The organism is Marinomonas primoryensis, from assembly GCF_013372285.1.
Taxonomy (GTDB): Bacteria; Pseudomonadota; Gammaproteobacteria; order Pseudomonadales; family Marinomonadaceae; genus Marinomonas; species Marinomonas primoryensis.
Genome location: NZ_CP054301.1, coordinates 1,528,923 through 1,545,476, shown reverse-complemented (window position 1 = coordinate 1,545,476; position 16,554 = coordinate 1,528,923). Strand labels below are relative to the sequence as shown.

The 16,554-nt window shown below is 43.5% G+C and carries 13 protein-coding genes; 5 read left to right on the top strand and 8 right to left on the bottom strand.

Going from position 1 to position 16,554, the window contains the following annotated elements:
• Window positions 1–195: 195 nt before the first annotated feature.
• Together MP3633_RS07020 and MP3633_RS07015 are read left to right on the top strand one after the other, a co-directional pair.
• Entirely contained in the window at window positions 196–1,002 is an 807-nt protein-coding gene (locus tag MP3633_RS07020; RefSeq protein ID WP_176335013.1) for a M48 family metallopeptidase, read from the top strand.
• A gap of 395 nt (window positions 1,003–1,397) precedes the next feature.
• Window positions 1,398–4,286, top strand: coding sequence for a ligand-binding sensor domain-containing diguanylate cyclase (locus MP3633_RS07015; RefSeq protein ID WP_176335012.1), 2,889 nt, complete (start codon window positions 1,398–1,400; stop codon window positions 4,284–4,286).
• 191 nt (window positions 4,287–4,477) lie between these two features.
• Here MP3633_RS07015 and gcvA read toward each other — a convergent pair whose 3' ends face one another.
• Entirely contained in the window at window positions 4,478–5,401 is a 924-nt protein-coding gene (gene gcvA, locus MP3633_RS07010; protein WP_176335011.1) for a transcriptional regulator GcvA, read from the bottom strand.
• Between the two features lie 286 nt (window positions 5,402–5,687).
• Here gcvA and MP3633_RS07005 point away from each other — a divergent pair, with 286 nt between their 5' ends.
• The gene (locus tag MP3633_RS07005) at window positions 5,688–6,461 is read left to right on the top strand and encodes an SDR family NAD(P)-dependent oxidoreductase (RefSeq protein WP_176335010.1); all 774 of its coding nucleotides are present in this window, start codon (window positions 5,688–5,690) and stop codon (window positions 6,459–6,461) included.
• A 444-nt stretch (window positions 6,462–6,905) separates the two neighbouring features.
• Window positions 6,906–8,039 carry a flavin monoamine oxidase family protein gene (locus tag MP3633_RS07000; protein WP_244959893.1) on the top strand — a complete coding sequence of 378 codons (1,134 nt, stop codon included), beginning with the start codon at window positions 6,906–6,908 and terminating at the stop codon, window positions 8,037–8,039.
• Between the two features lie 271 nt (window positions 8,040–8,310).
• Here the strand turns inward: MP3633_RS07000 and MP3633_RS06995 are convergent, their stop codons facing one another.
• A complete protein-coding gene (locus MP3633_RS06995; protein ID WP_176335009.1) occupies window positions 8,311–8,463 on the bottom strand; it encodes a hypothetical protein in 153 nt (50 codons plus the stop codon).
• Window positions 8,464–8,677: 214 nt separating this feature from the next.
• Here MP3633_RS06995 and MP3633_RS06990 point away from each other — a divergent pair, with 214 nt between their 5' ends.
• The gene (locus MP3633_RS06990) at window positions 8,678–9,553 is read left to right on the top strand and encodes an MYG1 family protein (protein WP_112139609.1); all 876 of its coding nucleotides are present in this window, start codon (window positions 8,678–8,680) and stop codon (window positions 9,551–9,553) included.
• Window positions 9,554–9,844: 291 nt separating this feature from the next.
• On the opposite strand, the gene MP3633_RS06985 is transcribed toward MP3633_RS06990, so the two are convergent.
• The 6 genes from MP3633_RS06985 to dld all read right to left on the bottom strand — a co-directional run bounded on the left by MP3633_RS06985 (window position 9,845) and on the right by dld (window position 16,334).
• The gene (locus MP3633_RS06985) at window positions 9,845–10,732 is read right to left on the bottom strand and encodes a DMT family transporter (RefSeq protein ID WP_176335008.1); all 888 of its coding nucleotides are present in this window, start codon (window positions 10,730–10,732) and stop codon (window positions 9,845–9,847) included.
• A gap of 426 nt (window positions 10,733–11,158) precedes the next feature.
• Window positions 11,159–11,695 carry a Spy/CpxP family protein refolding chaperone gene (locus MP3633_RS06980; RefSeq protein WP_176335007.1) on the bottom strand — a complete coding sequence of 179 codons (537 nt, stop codon included), beginning with the start codon at window positions 11,693–11,695 and terminating at the stop codon, window positions 11,159–11,161.
• Window positions 11,696–11,797: 102 nt separating this feature from the next.
• Complete coding sequence (locus tag MP3633_RS06975) at window positions 11,798–12,172, bottom strand: VOC family protein (RefSeq protein ID WP_176335006.1); 375 nt, start codon at window positions 12,170–12,172, stop codon at window positions 11,798–11,800.
• 112 nt (window positions 12,173–12,284) lie between these two features.
• Complete coding sequence (locus tag MP3633_RS06970) at window positions 12,285–12,533, bottom strand: DUF1272 domain-containing protein (protein ID WP_176335005.1); 249 nt, start codon at window positions 12,531–12,533, stop codon at window positions 12,285–12,287.
• A 393-nt stretch (window positions 12,534–12,926) separates the two neighbouring features.
• Window positions 12,927–14,408 carry a carboxypeptidase M32 gene (locus tag MP3633_RS06965; RefSeq protein ID WP_176335004.1) on the bottom strand — a complete coding sequence of 494 codons (1,482 nt, stop codon included), beginning with the start codon at window positions 14,406–14,408 and terminating at the stop codon, window positions 12,927–12,929.
• Between the two features lie 189 nt (window positions 14,409–14,597).
• A complete protein-coding gene (dld, locus tag MP3633_RS06960; RefSeq protein WP_176335003.1) occupies window positions 14,598–16,334 on the bottom strand; it encodes a D-lactate dehydrogenase in 1,737 nt (578 codons plus the stop codon).
• Between the last annotated feature and the right edge of the window lie 220 nt (window positions 16,335–16,554).

The following is a 16,554-nucleotide window of genomic DNA, read 5'->3' as shown; positions in this document are numbered from 1 at the left end:
TTATGACCCTTTTTAAATGGTGTTCAGACACTTTGTATTAATGTGTTTATGTTATTATGCTGTCATATGAAGTGCTGAGAATCATTGTATTGAGCCTCTTTCCTATAATAAAAATAAGGCTCCTTGCTGATTGAATCGGTCAATTCAATCGTCATTGAACGACTGTCATACGTTATTTTTCAAGGTGATTTCTAAATGAAGTTAATACAATTTTCTTATAAAGCCACACTCGCTGCGGCACTGGTTATTCTTATTGGCTGTAGCTCATCACCGACGGGACGTAAGCAGTTTGCGGTGTTGCCTGACAGCCAGATGGATCAAATGGGGGTTCAGTCTTTCACAGAAATGAAGAAGGAAACGCCTGCGTCATCGAATGCTAAGTTACGTGAGCAGGTGCAATGTGTCGCAGATACGATTATTGCGGTGTTGCCGGATAAATACCGTAATCAAGATTGGGAAATCGTTTTGTTTGACGACGAACAGGTCAATGCGTTTGCCTTGCCGGGTTATAAAGTGGGTGTTTATACGGGCCTATTAAAAGTGGCTGAAAATCAATCCCAGTTGGCGGCAGTGGTTGGTCATGAGTTAGCGCATGTGATTGCGCGACACGGTAATGAGCGTGTATCTACTCAGTTGGCAACCAGCCAAGCTTTGGCGCTAGGTTATCAGCTGAGTGGTGAGGAATCGCCGGAGAAAATAGTGATTTTCCAAGCATTGGGCATTGGAGCGCAAATAGGCATTATTTTGCCTTTCAGCCGTTCTCATGAATCAGAAGCGGACTTACTTGGCTTAGAGTACATGGCGAAAGCGGGCTTTGATCCACGAGAAAGTGTTCAGCTATGGCGTAATATGAGCGAGGGTGGTAACAGTAAAACGCCTGAACTCCTGTCAACACATCCTTCTCATTCCACTCGGATTGAAGACTTACAGTCCAATATGCAACCGAATTTTGCTGTTTATAATGCTTTAGTCGCACAGAACAAACAGTCTCAGTGTTATTGATTTTTAAATTGAATTAATATTATAGAAATACAGAGAAACAAGTAAAAATAGAATGACCATTTAAAATTGTTTCTCTGTATGTTTAAAATGGAATAGCCTTATTTTTCAAAAAATTTTTCCTGTCGTACTACGATTTTTTACAACCGTCCACTATACGTAAAACCCAGAATATTTAAGATTCCTTAAAGCTGTCTCAGTAACATTTAAACACATTTATATGAAAATATTTATGATACTATCCCGCGAATTTCATAAGGTCCGTTGATAAACCCTCGGCTTTTAGCTCTTATTAAAGACAAATAAACCAATATATTGCATGTTTCGTTACTTATAACGTTTTTTTAACGAACACTGCCAGGCTCGATATTTCTAATTCATATAAAGATGAGAAAAGGATGACACTTATCAATCAGAAAAAAGCGATGCCGTTGTGGTTAGGGGTAATATTGATATGTACTTTGAATTTTGCTCATGCAGGCACGCCTCTTACTGACTACTTCAAAGATACTTGGTCTACTCAGGAAGGTTTGCCACACAACAGTATCAATGCCATCGCGCAGACCTCCGACGGTTATTTATGGTTTGCTACTTGGGAAGGTGTTGCACGCTACAATGGTCGTGATTTTCGATTTTTCGAGCGTTCGACAAAAACGGGGATTCTTGACTCTGGTACGAGAACACTCATATCAGACGATAACAACGGCTTATGGATTGCCGGCGCTAGAGGTGGAATTACTTATCACCAAGATAATCAATGGCAGCCTCAACTTACAGCTCAAGGCATGGTAAATCATTTACTCAAAGACAGTTCTGGTGATACATGGGTTGCCGTTGAGGGGTTAGGCGTTTTTTATCGACCTAAGCCAAGTGCTGTTGGAGGTTCTACTGAGGACATTTGGGTATTACAAAATCTGAGTGCCTATCGATTACTTGAAGACACTAAAGGTCGAGTTTGGGCGGCAACGGACAAAGGTTTATTTCAGCTTAATGGGCAAAATAAACAGGAAGTATTAGCACCATATGGCCTGTCAAAATTACATGTTTATTCCATTCTAGAAATGCACGATAAAAGCTTATTGGTGGCAACCGATCGAGGCGCTTACACAATAAAAGATAACCAAGCCACGTTGCTACACCCAAATCTAGCGGGTGAAGCCATTACTACCCTAATGCAAGATAGCGAAAGTAATCTATGGCTAGGTACTATTAGCAAAGGTATTTTGAGATTCAGTAAAGGCCATATCGAAACCTTAAATACTCAGTCAGGCTTGCCTAATAATAGAGTATTGTCGATATTGCAAGATTTAGAAGGCAGCATCTGGATTGGTACTAATGGTGGCTTAATGCGACTGCGTAAGGCACCTTTTACGACCTGGACAAAAAAACGCAATCTAGTGGGCAATTATATTCGCAGTGTTATCGACGTGGATTCCGAGTCGGTATTGGTTGGTTCAAGCGAAGGGCTTAGCCTCATCACTAATAACGTCGCCCTTGATGCACGCCTCAATTCTGGTCGTCCTGTTTCAGTTCTTAGTTTTGCCAAACGCCGTGAAGGCGGCATTTGGGTTGGCACTTATCTTAACGGCCTAATGCTGTGGAAAGATAAGCGATTATTGCATCATCTTGATCATGACAATGGATTGCCCAGCGATGAAGTAAGAGCCATCTTAGAAGACAGTCATAATAACTTATGGATTGGCACGACAGATGGACTAGTACGACAGGATGCCTCTGGACAGCAACGGATTTTTACTCGTGATGATGGTCTGCCCGGCAATTATATTATGGCGTTAACAGAAGATGATCGAGGCCAGATTTGGGTTGGAACCGGCGTTGGCGTTGCCAAATTAACGTCGAATGGCTTTGAAATTGTCCCTATTAATAGCCAAGAAGGGGCAGAGTATGCTTTTGGCTTCTGGGTCGAACCTGGCTATGTCTGGATCGCCACAGACCGAGGCTTAGTACGATATAACCAAAAAAGCGAAGAATTAAGCTTAGTAGGTCGCCGCTCTGGACTGCCTATTGATAAGTTTTTTCAAGTCATTTACGACGGAACAAATGGCCTTTGGCTAACCAGTAATCGTGGCATATGGCGAGTCGATTACCATGCGGCTCATGCTGTCGCAGATGGACGTCAAAGTGAGATCGCGTTTGAGCATTTTTCAGAAAGTGATGGTTTAGCAAGCGCTCAAGCAAATGGTGGCTCCAACCCTGCCGCAGTGGCGATGGACAATGGCAAATTATGGTTTGCAACTGCCAAAGGCGTTGCCATGATTGATAGCTCAACTATCTCGCAAAAAAACACCGCTCTTTTGCCTCTTACCATTGAATCAATATCAGCCGATGGACGTGATGTATCTGCGAATCAAAAAAGTGTCTTACCGGCGGGTACTAATCGGGTAGTGTTCACTTATGCTGGGCTAGGATATGTTATGTCGTCGCGTATTGAATATCGAACCTGTCTTGTCGGTTTTGAAGATACTTGGGCTTCTAGAGGCAAAAACACCATCGCTGAATACACCAATTTAGCACCGGGTGAATATCAGTTTCTCGTCAGTGCTCGCTATCCATACAGTGATTGGAATACTGCCGATCGGGTTTATAAATTCACTATTTTACCCCATTTCTGGCAACGCTTAGAGGTGCAGATTGGCGTGGCATTATTGATTCTGGTCATTTTAGCTGGCAGCCTACGCTGGCGATTCCAACAACTGCAAAAAAATGAATTAAGGCTGAAAGCCTTAGTTGAAAAGCAAACGTATGATTTACGACAACAATCTGAAGATTTCCAACGTCAAGCAAATGAAGATGAATTAACAGGTCTACCAAACCGGCGCGCTTTTGATCTATGGCTAAGCGAGGGCTTTGTACAAGCCAAGCAACAACAAACCTCACTCATTTTGGTCATTATGGACATCGATCATTTTAAGAAAATCAATGATCATTATTCCCATCTTATTGGGGACCAAGCGATAAAATCTTTAGCCGCACAATTGCAACTCATCGCCAGCAATCAGGTACATGTGGCTCGTTGGGGTGGTGAAGAATTTACGTTAGTGATTGAAGGCGTTGATGATATTGATATTGCCGCTTATTGTGACAACATTCGCCAGTCCATTGAAACATTCGACTACAGTGATATCGCTACCGACTTAAAGATGACGGTCAGTATGGGCGTGGCGTTTGTTAACAATGTAGAAAGCTATCAAGACTTACTTCGACTCGCCGACCAAGCGCTATATCGAGCCAAAGAACGAGGTCGTAATCGAATAGAAATTTGGTAGCAATAACCACAAACTAATACAAAGCATAAAGCCGAAATGTCATTTTAAAATGATGTTTCGGCTTTTTATTTTTTTTTATCAAAGTGTCCCGTTATATTGGACCAGCACAGGTGCCACCGGCAAAGTTCAAAGAAATGTATTTTTTAGAAACTACTACTGTCTAAGACAATCTAGGTCTAAGACAGTCTAGCTCACCTTACCCCACTTCCAATAACCTCTTCAAATAACCACTGACGAAACGCTTGTAACTTTGATAAACCTGAACATTCTCGACGATACACGACATAATAGGCAAGTGTAGAAACAAATTTGATCTCTGGAAACAGGCGCACCAGCCGCCCAGCCGCTAAGTCGTCGTGTGCCATCACACTGCGCGCAAGAGCAATTCCGCTTCCGTCGATGGCGGCTTGAAGTACTGCAGCTGAGTTGTTGATTTGCATACCATTGCGTTTCTCTATATCTGTCACTCCCGCTTTTTTTAGCCACGCTGTCCATGATGGAAAGCCAGTCTGATAATCCATCGAACGATCATGAATCAGCATTTCGCGTGTCAGGTCTTCGGGTTTACGCAGCCGTAAATCGTCGCGCAATAATCTAGGTGAGCAAACGGGATAAACCTCTTCTTCCATTAGCTTTTCAGACATTAATCCAGGCCAGTTACCCAGTCCATAACGCACGCCAATGTCCACTTTTTGCACCGCAAAATCGACGGCTTTTAGGTTAGTATCAAGTCGCACACTAGTGTCTGGCCAAGCACTTTGAAACGTATCAATACGAGGCAATAACCACTTCGCAGCGAATGCAGGACTAACTGCCACGGTGATTATGCCGCTATTCGCCCCTTCTTTTAATCGCTCTAGCCCCAGTGTCAACCTGTCGAAGCCTGCACGAATATCCGGCAGAGCCAACTCAGCGGCTTCCGTCGGGATAAGCCGCATTTTACCGCTGGTGCCACGATGAAACAGTGGTGTTCCCAGCCATTCTTCTAGGGTGCGAACCAGTTGGCCAACCGCTGCAGGCGTAACATTAAGTTTCTCTGCCGCAGCAGAAAAGCTTTGATAGCGTGCGCTGGCTTCAAAGGCACGTAACGCATTTAAATAGATAGGTGCTTTCATACCGATAAACTTTTTCTTTCAAGACGATGAACATTATCTCGTTTGTTAGTCTCTGTAAATCAGCAAATAATAGAAAAATATCGAAAATAGCTGAATTAATGTTCGAAATAACGCCATGTAATTTGTTGTGTTGATTTTAATCAATAGTTTTTCTTTTATCTTTTCTTCGATACCAAGCGGTTGAGACGACATAAGTATTGGGTAATTCCTAGTTTTTGACCCGACCTTACTCAATTTAACGGCAAGCTATTTACACTTGCTGAATAACAAACAGAGAGAACTAACTATGAGCAATCAATTTAAAGGTAAAAAATTATTAGTTGTTGGCGGCACCAGTGGCATGGGATTGGCGACGGCTAAAATCATCCTTGCCGAAGGTGGCAGCGCGGTTATCGTTGGTAATCGTATTGAAAAAGCCGAAGAAGCTCGTAAAGAGTTATCTGCTTTTGGTCAAGTTACCGTATTGACTGCAAACCTTACTAGCGAAGCGGGTTTAGCATCTTTGTTGAATGCTATTGATGAGCAACATACTGACATCGACCTGTTGGTCAATGCGGCGGGGGTATTTTTTCCTAAGCCGTTCCTAGAACATCAAGATGCAGATTACGATCAATACATGTCGTTGAACAAAGCACTCTTTTTTATCACCCAGAAAGTGGCGGCCAATCTGGTTGCAAGAGGTCGTGCTGGCGCGATAGTCAACGTAGGCTCAATGTGGGGTAAACAAGCCATTGCAGCCACACCGTCTTCGGCTTATTCCATGGCAAAAGCAGGCTTGCATGCATTGACTCAACATTTGGGTATGGAATTGGCCGCTAGCAATATCCGTGTAAATGCGGTATCCCCAGCGGTAGTTGCAACACCAATTTACGAAGGTTTTATCCCTAAAGAAGACGTTCATGACGCACTACAAAGTTTTAATGCTTTCCATCCAATTGGTCGTGTTGGTACGCCACAAGATGTGGCCGAAGTGATTAGCTTCCTATTGTCAGATAAAGCAAATTGGGTAACTGGCGCAACGTGGGATGTAGACGGCGGAGTCATGGCGGGACGCAACTAATCCTCCCCTCTTATATTTTTTAACCATAAAAAGGCCATCAGCTTACTGATGGCCTCATCAAGCTAATTTTGTACAAGTTTAGCTAATTTTGTACACGTTTATCTAAGTCAGTAGTCAATCTTATATATATTGAAACAATGATTATGATGCAAGATTGGAATAGCCAGCGTGATTCACTTTTAGCTCAAGTGCGCGATTATGCCAAGCAAACACCTGACGTATTGCGAAAGCTAATGACTATTGACTATTGAAGACGCCACTATAAAAATCAACCAGCTAGAGCCAAAATAAAACCTCTTTTTAAGGTTGCTGGGTACATTTTCCGACAGGAAAACACCCCGTATTCATTGCAGATAAGCAAGGTTCTACCTAGTATTAAAAGACGGGCCAGTTAGGTATCACAATAATGGAGAGCACATCATCAATACAGCACGCATTGCCATCGTGGGTGGAGGTTTAAGCGGACTCTACGCCGCGTACTTACTAGAAAAAAAGGGCATTGATTATGTACTGCTGGAAGCGCGACATAGGATTGGAGGTCGTATTCAGTCTGTCGCGTCTAATGGCAGCAAGCCGTTATTGGGAATGAAAACCTCGGTCGATCGTTTTGATCTCGGTCCATCTTGGTTTTGGCCTGATTTTCAACAACAGCTGAGTCAATTAGTTGAAGAGCTCGAACTTGAGCGTTTTGCTCAATTTGAAGACGGCGACATGATGGTTGAGCGATCAGCGAATGAAGCACCGATACGTACTCGAAGCTACGTTAACTCGCCCACTTCAATGCGGTTACTCGGTGGTATGAGCGCATTGACCGACGCCCTTTATCAGCGCTTGGATCCCAAACGGGTTTTAACGGGTCATAAGGTTCGTCAACTACGAAAAACAGAGCAGGCTATTGAACTGAATATTGAATTGAATTCTGAACTGGATTTTGAAGCTAATAATCAAGACGATAGCAAAGAAACGACATGGAGTGCATCGCATGTGCTATTAGCCATGCCGCCACGTTTAGTTGAATACAACCTAGAATTTATTCCTGCGTTACCACAAGATTTGGTAAAAAAATGGCGCGCAACAGCAACGTGGATGGCGCCTCATGCTAAATATTTTGCCGTATATGATACGCCATTTTGGCGTAAACAAGGCCTTTCAGGATCAGCCAACAGCGCCCGTGGCCCACTCACTGAAATCCATGATGCTTCTGCCCCCGGCGGTCATGCTGCATTATTTGGTTTCTTTGGGGTTCCGCCCCATGTGCGTCAAAGTGTGACAGTGGACGAATTGAAACGGCATTGTCGTGCGCAATTAGTTCGATTGTTTGGCGTTCAGGCAGAAACGCCAGTGGCCGATTTTTTTAAGGACTGGTCACAAGACCCATTCACCGCAACCACTATTGATGCAAAAAGTGACGGTCAACACGCAACGACACCGCCCTCTAAAGCCACGACAGGGCTTTGGCAAGATCACCTCGTTGGCATTACCAGTGAATGGTCTCGCCAGTTTCCGGGCTATGTAGCTGGCGCCATTGAAGCTGCAAGCCTAGGCGTACAGGCACTAACAGAAGAGATAACAAAATGACTGACCGCAACGATAGCAACTAAGTAAGCCACTGAACACAGTGATAAGTTTATAAGTAGGCTCCATATCAGAACTCCTTTTGTATACTGGAGTTAATTTAGCCGATTATGGCTAAAAATATAAAATTAGCCATTTAAGGCTAAACAAAAACCTGCCTAGTTCTAATCAATCTAATTAATCACGTCTTTTACAAGTAACGCCCTTCCAAATATTTTCTAAAATGCACGGCGCCCTAGGCTTCGCCAGTCACTCAACCATTGTAAAATCGGGCTTAGATCGACACTTTAAATGGCCAATTTCGTCGATGCTCGTAGCTGGTTCTTGTGAACGGATCTTCACCGTATAAAAATGCACGGCGCACGCATCGAGTAACACAATGATGATAAGAGGTATCGTCTAAGCAAACTTGCTGACTTCTGGGCATTGAACTAATCCTCTTCCTTAAGAAAACAAAGATTAACTATAGAAAAGTTACGCAAAACAAAGAGCTGGAAGCCCTATTCTTATTGGCTTTTACGCATGCCTGTCTTAGATGCTGTTAAATGAACGGTGTCACCTATCATTAAAACCCCGTAAAATTCCGTTTTTAGTACGTGTGTGCTGTTAAGTGCAATGATATCAATAAAAGAGACTATAGAATGACCGAACAAATTCAAGTAATCGCAACGCACAATGGCAACTTTCACGCAGACGACGTGTTTGCAGTAGCGGCACTTAAAAGCATTTTTCCATCTGTAGAATTAATACGCACACGTGACTTAGACGTGATAGCCAAAGCCGACATAGTGTTAGACGTAGGCGGAATATACGACGCTGAAAAAGACCGTTTTGATCATCACCAAAAAGGCGGCGCAGGCGCACGAGAAAATGGTATCCCGTTTTCATCATTTGGGTTAATTTGGCAAAAGTACGGCCTAGAAATATGCGCGGGTAATAAAGAAGTCGCCAACGCATTGGACAAAAATTTAGTCTCCGCCATAGACGCAATAGATTGCGGACACGTAGAAGGCGTACAGACAGGCATCAGCCTGAGTCAAACCATCTCAATGTTTAACCCTACATGGCAAGAAGAAGGCGATTTTGACGCCTGTTTTGATGAAGCTGTTGCCTTTGCATCACGCATATTAGCTCGATTCATTGCTGCGGCAAGTGGTGGCGTAAACGCAAAAACCATCGTCGCCAACGCCATAGAAAAAGCCGCAGACCCAAGAGTCATCGTGTTAGAACAATACACACCATGGAAAACCACTGTACTTAGGTTATCGCAAGACGCTTTGTTTATGGTGTACCCATCCCAAACAGGACAATGGCGCATACAAACCGTGCCAGTCGAACTAGGCTCATTTGAAGATCGTAAAAAACTACCCGCGCCATGGGCAGGATTGTCAGATAAAGAACTACAAGACGTAACCGGTTTAGAAGATGCCATGTTCTGTCATAACGGCTTGTTTATCGCAGGCTGTGCATCGTTTGAAAATACAATGAAAATGGCAAAAATGGCGTTGGATTATTAGAGATTTGAAATAGAAAAAGACCGATGTGGCTTTCATATCGGTCTTTTTTTGTCTTGTCATAGCGACATTGAGCACGCTACCTGTCGCATGGTTTATCTGCACATCGGGAAAATGAAGCGAAGCTTTTGACTGGTAATTGGAAGATTAGATTTAAGTAATCACTTTGGATTTAATTTTACTCTGCCCCAATTATCCAAAAAAGCAGATGCTGATTGTCAGTATCTGCTTTTTTTGTTTTGCGAACTCGTCGAGTAGAAACAGAACAGCAATGATAATAAAGGCTGTCTTTACTTAATCAGCAACCCGCTTTCGCGTTAGCGCTATCCCCAACATTATTAATAACATGGCCGCTAGGCTTTGCCATTCAATGGCTTCGCCCAAAAGAAGCACGCCAGTAAAGTACGCCACGATAGGAATCATGTAATTAATGTACGAAAGAAACGTAGGGCCTGCCGTGGCGATAACGGCAAACAAGAGAATGGTGCCAAACGCAGTTGGACCGACACCTAACCACAACATGGATAATGTGGCTTTTAAAGAATAGCTTTGTTGCCACGGTAAATCTTGCCACAGCCACAATGGCACGATAACGATGCTGGAAATAATCATCACGCCTGCCGCTGTTACAACCGGGTTATAGGAAGGCAATCGCCTCACCAAAATGGCATTTATCGCATAACTAAACGTGGCGAGTAAAATTAACAGACCACTCAGTAAGTTACTATGAGCGCCTACTAACGACGGCCAAAGCACAATCACCACGCCAGTAATACCTAGCACAAAACCGAAGACTTTAAAGCGATTAAGGCTTTCTCCTAACACAAAATAATGCGCCAAAATCATTGTCGCCAGCGGCATAAATGCCATCAGCAATCCCGTAATGCCCGAGCTAATATCCTTCTGACCTGTGGAGATCAGAAAAAATGGCAACAAGTTACCCATAATACCCAGCAGCAAAAATACCGCCCAAGCCAACGGGTCTACAGGCAAACGCCAACCCTTGGCATACATAAAGAGCGTTAGAATAATCGCTGCAATCAAGACTCTAAGAGAGACTATCGCTACAGGGCTAAAGCTTTCCAGTGAGACAGCGGTAAACATAAATGACGTCCCCCACAGCAGAATGAGCAACAGCAGAGAAAGCCAGTTTTTAAAAGTAGGTGTGTAGTTTTGAGCCATGTGTTTGATCCAGTTAGCATTATTACCGCATACATAAAGAGAGAGAGAGTTTAACCGACAAGCTCCCACTTGTTTGATGTTTTTTGAGTACTGAAAATAAACCGTGAACGAAGATAGACAAAAGAACACTCAACCCGAGCTATTTCAGCCGCTTTAGATAATCTTTAGGTAATGCCCTACTCAGCCATAACGGCTTGTTTATCGCAGGTTGTGCATCGTTTGAAAATACAATGAAAATGGCAAAAATGGCGTTGGATTATTAGAGATTTGAAATAGAAAAAGACCGATGTGATTTTCATATCGGTCTTTTTTTTCTTGTCATAGCGACATTGAGCACGCTACCTGTCGCACGGTTTATCTGCGCATCGGGAAAATGAAGCGAAGCTTTTGACTTCTGAGTGGTTGGCCTTGTTATACTTTATTTGTTTAGTGATGATGTTTCGTTCCATTATTATCGGGCGTGCTGTAACCACGTAGTTGATCGTACATATAAATCTGGTGTTTAGTGAGCAATGCTTTTTGATCAAGGTGGGCATTCAAATGCACATGCCGTATGTTGGCCTGAAGTGCACCGATATCGGATAAGAGTATTTTAAGGGAATTAGCATTTATTGCTCCACTGGAGAACTGCCTGTCAAGTTCCCGCTCTTTTTCAACAAATTGATTACCCAACATAGTCGCTTTTGATTTCATAGAGTCAAAAATTTCTTGAGTACGCTTTGTTTGTTCTTCGGTAAGATTAAGTTCTTTGGCTACCTTGAGAACATGACTTGGACCAGGAAACTGATTAAGCTCGGCTGCTTTGGCGAATTCTAAACCTTTACCATTTAGGTAGCCCTCAATTTCTTGTTGGGACAACGCCTTAATTTTACGTGACTCCTGACCTACATATGGCGACTCTGTATTGGCAAATACAGAAAAAGATAATGCACTCACAATTACTCCAACAATAAGATTCTTCATTTTATCTCCTTTAAGGTATAACGCCGCGCACAAGCGCCGGAACGGAGGTCCAGCCCGCTTGCGGGCGAGCCTGATGCGCCTTGCTAGTTGTTCTTTCAAACATTACTCTGCTTCCCATGGAGAACAGATATCTATTAAACAACCATTTGGATCTTTAGCTAGAAACCTACGCTGACCGTAAAATTCATTACGAGGCGTCTCTACAATAGTAACCTTCATTTTTAGTGCCCTTTCGTAGACCATATCAACATCGTCAACTACAAAAGTTACATACATACCCGTTGGTGCATTTTGATACTCCTTAGGTACTAAATCGTGATTCCGCTGGATAATTCCATACTCAATTTCTGAATCATCTGGAGAACAAAGCTGAACATACCAGTCACTATCATACTTAACTTTAAAATCGAGAAGCTCTACATAAAAGTCTTTGCTTTTTTGGAGGTCATTCGAGCATATATTTGTAAGTATTCTCATCGCTTCCTCTTTTCTACAGCTAACGCCCTGTTAAGGGGCAAATTGTAGTTGGCTAAAATGTGAAGCGGAGCGGAACCAGCCAACTGTTATTTGTCCGACTTGAAAACCCTTGTTATGTGTTTAGTACGCAACCTTGTTCTTTTAGCACGCGTTTAGTTGATGCTGGATTATTTTTTAATGCTGCAATAGGCCTTATTGGTCTGCTAACAAAATTACCACCACAATTAGGACATTGATTATTCAAAACTCCCTTAACACAACTTGTACAAAAGGTACATTCAAATGTACAGATAAGTGCCTCTGTAGATTCTGGCGGTAAATCCTTATCACAACATTCGCAATTTGGTCTCAACTCTAACATTTAAAACTCCAGTTTAGAGAAACAAAATAATTGAAATAATTGGGGTCAGAGTAAAATTAAGTCATGAAATAAAAAGAAAAGGATTATCGAGAGTTAACCATCCACTAGTCACTTTTTTTCATTCTATCGTGAAGTCAATGTAGCGTGAGTTGATTTGGATTTCCAGAATCTATTTAAGCTATAGCGGTGTCGCCCTGAAGGACGACCTACCAAAGAAATGATTAAGTATAGAAAAGCGAACGCCAAGAGCGAGGTCAAACGATAGTGTCGAGCGGTGGCGTTTGGTTTGCTACATTTACTAATGCGCTAGAAAGACAAAGTGCTAGAACCCCATCCTAGCCTTCCCCTTAATAAGGGGAAGGTACAGTTCGTGGTTTTCCTTGAGTCAATCTTTTACAAATACCGCCCTTCTAGATGCTTTCTAAAATGTACGGCATTTAGTGTTTCGCCTGTCGCGCGTTTTATTAGTTCATCGGTGGTGTGAAGCGAAGCTTGTGACCAGATGTTGTCGCTGAGCCATTGGAATATTGGAGACAGGTCACCGCTTTGAATGGCGGCGTCGATGTCGACGGTTTGTATCATGGTGGCTTTGTATTGGGCGGCGTACATAGCACCTAGAGTATAGGAAGGAAAGTAACCGAACGAGCCACCAGTCCAATGGATATCTTGCATGCAGCCATTTTTGTAATTGTCTTTGGTTAAAATCCCAAGTGAGGCTTTCATTTTTTCATCCCAAATCGCAGGGACATCGGTGTGTTCAATCACGCCATTAATCAAGTCACGTTCGATTTCGTAGCGCACAATAACGTGCGCTGGGTACGTGAGTTCGTCTGCATCGACTCGAATAAAGCCTTTTTTCACCTGTGTGTAGATTTTGTAGAGGTTTTCTTCGGCAAACACAGGATCTTTGTGCGCGTTAAAGGCGTCGGCAGAAAGGCGCGACAAGTGGGAAATAAAGGGTTTACAGCGGCCTATCTGCATTTCAAAAAAGAGCGATTGTGATTCATGAACTCCCATGGAACGCGCCTCACCGACTGGTAAACCGGCAAAGGCACTTGGTAAGCCTTGTTCGTAACGAGCGTGACCTGTTTCGTGAACAATACCCATTAAGGCTTGTACGAAATTTTTTTCATCGTAACGGGTCGTAATACGCACATCAGACGGAACGCCACCGCAGAACGGGTGAACACTTTGGTCTAATCGACCGCGATCAAAGTCGAATTTCAACAACTTCATAACTTCTAGACCGAGCGCTTTTTGCGAGGCGGTAGAAAAAGTGCCTGATGGCAATACGATGGATTCAGACTTCTGCTTTTCCAGTACTTTTTCAATCAGTTCTGGCAACCAAGTTTTCACGTCGGTAAATAACGTATCGAGCGACGCGGTTGTGGTGCCCGGTTCGAACTTGTCGAGCATGGCGTCGTAGCGAGTGAGACCTAGCGCTTCGCCGCGGATTTTCGCTTCTTCACGAGACAAAGTGACGACTTCTTTCCAGTTCTTCTCAAACCCTACCCAATCGTTTTCTTGACGTTGTGTACGCCAAGCGTGTTCACACTTTGAGCTCGCAATGGATTGTGCCTGAACCAAGTCTTCCGGTACGACCGTCGCTTGTTGCCACTTACGTTTCATCTCTCGCAGGCTCGCCTTCTGTTCCGTGCTTAGAGGCTCTTTTTCCGCGTTGCCGAACCATTCTTCAAGTTGTGGCTGAGTGGATAATCGATGGATATGAACCGACAATTCAGCCATGGCTTTTGAGCGCGCATTGCTGCCACCTGACGGCATGTTCGCCGCGGCATCACAACCGAGCATAGACTCGGCATGATTAAAATGATGAATCGTTTGGTAGTGTGACGTTAATTGGTCGTAGTTGGACATAATCTGGCTCTCTTTACGTTGTTCACGTATTGTCTATATTTTAGCCATCTTATTACATCGCTTTGCTTTAAAATAGATAAATAATGGGTCTTATTTTCTACAATAATATAGGGGGAAAAATGCACTTTTTTATTCGAAAATAAAAAAACCGAGACATAACATCTCGGTTTTTTTCACGTTCAATACGAGTTATTTACAGCCGCAGCCGTTTTGACCATCAGTATGTTCATGCCAACTTTTCAGTTTACTGGTGCCGCCAATTCCTGAGTTGAAGCTGTTGGTTGGGTCGGTTTTTTGGTAGAACTCGCGCAATGCGGGCTTCGCCAAATATTCATGACCCACGTTGTGCTCGGCCGGGTATTCCGCACCACGTACGTCGTAGCTGGCGAGAATTTGCTTTTTCACCGCTTTGCCATCAACGCCTTTTTTCATGATGTAGTTTTGGTGCATGACATGGCAAAAGAAGTGTCCGTAGTACATTTTCACGGCAATTTTATCGTCGATCTCTTGTGGCAATACTTCGAACCAGTCCAGTTCATTTCGCGGAAACGCCACGTCAATCGTCATGATGGAACCAAGGTCTTTGCCATTCATAATGTGATAACGCGTCAACGCGCCGCCCGTCACAAAGCGATGCAGAATCGCTTGGTCCGCTTCGCGGTCGGTACAAGCAAAGTAATCGCCTTCGTTGTCTTTAAAGAAGGTGTCTAAATACGCTTGTGCTTCGGCCACGCCGTCATTGCTGGTTTCGACGATCCAATGATGGTCGTATTTTGCACGAAAATCTTCCATGCGTTTTGGTAAGTGGTTCGGGAACATCTGACTCATGTATTGCATGATGCGATCCGAAAATTTGTTCGGCATGAAGCTAAATTTTTCCGCCCAACGATCCACAGTACGCTTGATGGAAAACATTTTAGGAATGTATTTGGTGCCCAGTTTGTCGATCACCAAGTAGCTGTCTTTGCCGTATTTTTTGCTGATGTCGTAGCTACTTTTATGCAGGTATTCGCCAGACACAGGCAAATTGGTAAAAGTTGACAACATGTCACGACGCATCTGTTCCATTACGGCGGGATCGTTCGTGCCGATGTAGAACACCTGATGTTTTTCAGGGATGGGAAAGGTGTCGATGCGAACCGCAAAAACCGCCAATTTACCGGCACAACCAGACGATTCATACAAACGACGCGGGTCATTGTTAAAGCGGGATGGAGTTTCTGCGTCGACGTCACGAATACGCTCATGGTATTCATTGTCGGAACCGCGTTTATCGGGAAATTGTACGTCGGTTTCTTGGTAAGTTTGGTTCTGTAAATTGGCGAGAATCTCTTCTGGGTCGCTGCCCAAATCGATGCCTAGGTTGTTCACCAGCTGCAATTCGCCATTTTCAGTGACTTGTGCGAACAAGGACATTTCTGTGTAAGCAGGACCACGTTGAACCAGTGCGCCACCAGAATTATTACACACACCACCGACGATAGACGCGCCAATACAAGAAGAGCCAATCACTGAATGTGGCTCGCGACCGTAAGGTTTTAGTCGTTCTTCCAAACCAAATAACGTGCTGCCTGCCAAACCAACAATCTGTTTGCCTTGATCAATCAGCTGAATATCGCTGATTCGCATGGTACTGACAATCACAATCGGGCGGTCATAGTCCGCGCCATTTGGCGTGGAACCACCAGTCAAGCCGGTATTGGCGGCTTGCATAATGACAATAACATCTGCTTCAACACAGGCTTGAAGCACTTTCCAGATTTCAACCAAACTACTAGGACGAACCACGGCGTAAGCCTCACCGCCGCCTAATCGAATACCATTGCTGTAGGGTTTCTTCTTATCGGCGTCCGTTAAGGTGTACTGGCTTCCTACTATGGCCTTTAATTTTTCGGCCAGATCTAAGCTAAAACGGGTTGCTGTCATAAAAAATACTTCGCGACGTGTTGAGTGAAAGCAGTGAGTATACTCGACTTACCCGTCGGTAAAAAACACTCATAATCACACACACTAAAATATTACGTGGTCGCTCTCACGATAGGCGATTTTATCATCTTTAAATATCTAACAAATTCCATATTCTATAAAAAGCAAAAAACCGCTCCCCCGAACGGCTTTTTACTTTTACTCTTTATGTATTTTCAGC

Bases quoted from the DNA above. Each gene is read 5' to 3' on its own strand.
- MP3633_RS07020 (WP_176335013.1), top strand. From the start codon at position 196: ATGAAGTTAATACAATTTTCTTATAAAGCCACACTCGCTGCGGCACTG.
- MP3633_RS07015 (WP_176335012.1), top strand. From the start codon at position 1,398: ATGACACTTATCAATCAGAAAAAAGCGATGCCGTTGTGGTTAGGGGTA.
- gcvA (WP_176335011.1), bottom strand. From the start codon at position 5,401: ATGAAAGCACCTATCTATTTAAATGCGTTACGTGCCTTTGAAGCCAGC.
- MP3633_RS07005 (WP_176335010.1), top strand. From the start codon at position 5,688: ATGAGCAATCAATTTAAAGGTAAAAAATTATTAGTTGTTGGCGGCACC.
- MP3633_RS06995 (WP_176335009.1), bottom strand. From the start codon at position 8,463: ATGCCCAGAAGTCAGCAAGTTTGCTTAGACGATACCTCTTATCATCAT.
- MP3633_RS06990 (WP_112139609.1), top strand. From the start codon at position 8,678: ATGACCGAACAAATTCAAGTAATCGCAACGCACAATGGCAACTTTCAC.
- MP3633_RS06985 (WP_176335008.1), bottom strand. From the start codon at position 10,732: ATGGCTCAAAACTACACACCTACTTTTAAAAACTGGCTTTCTCTGCTG.
- MP3633_RS06980 (WP_176335007.1), bottom strand. From the start codon at position 11,695: ATGAAGAATCTTATTGTTGGAGTAATTGTGAGTGCATTATCTTTTTCT.
- MP3633_RS06975 (WP_176335006.1), bottom strand. From the start codon at position 12,172: ATGAGAATACTTACAAATATATGCTCGAATGACCTCCAAAAAAGCAAA.
- MP3633_RS06970 (WP_176335005.1), bottom strand. From the start codon at position 12,533: ATGTTAGAGTTGAGACCAAATTGCGAATGTTGTGATAAGGATTTACCG.
- MP3633_RS06965 (WP_176335004.1), bottom strand. From the start codon at position 14,408: ATGTCCAACTACGACCAATTAACGTCACACTACCAAACGATTCATCAT.
- dld (WP_176335003.1), bottom strand. From the start codon at position 16,334: ATGACAGCAACCCGTTTTAGCTTAGATCTGGCCGAAAAATTAAAGGCC.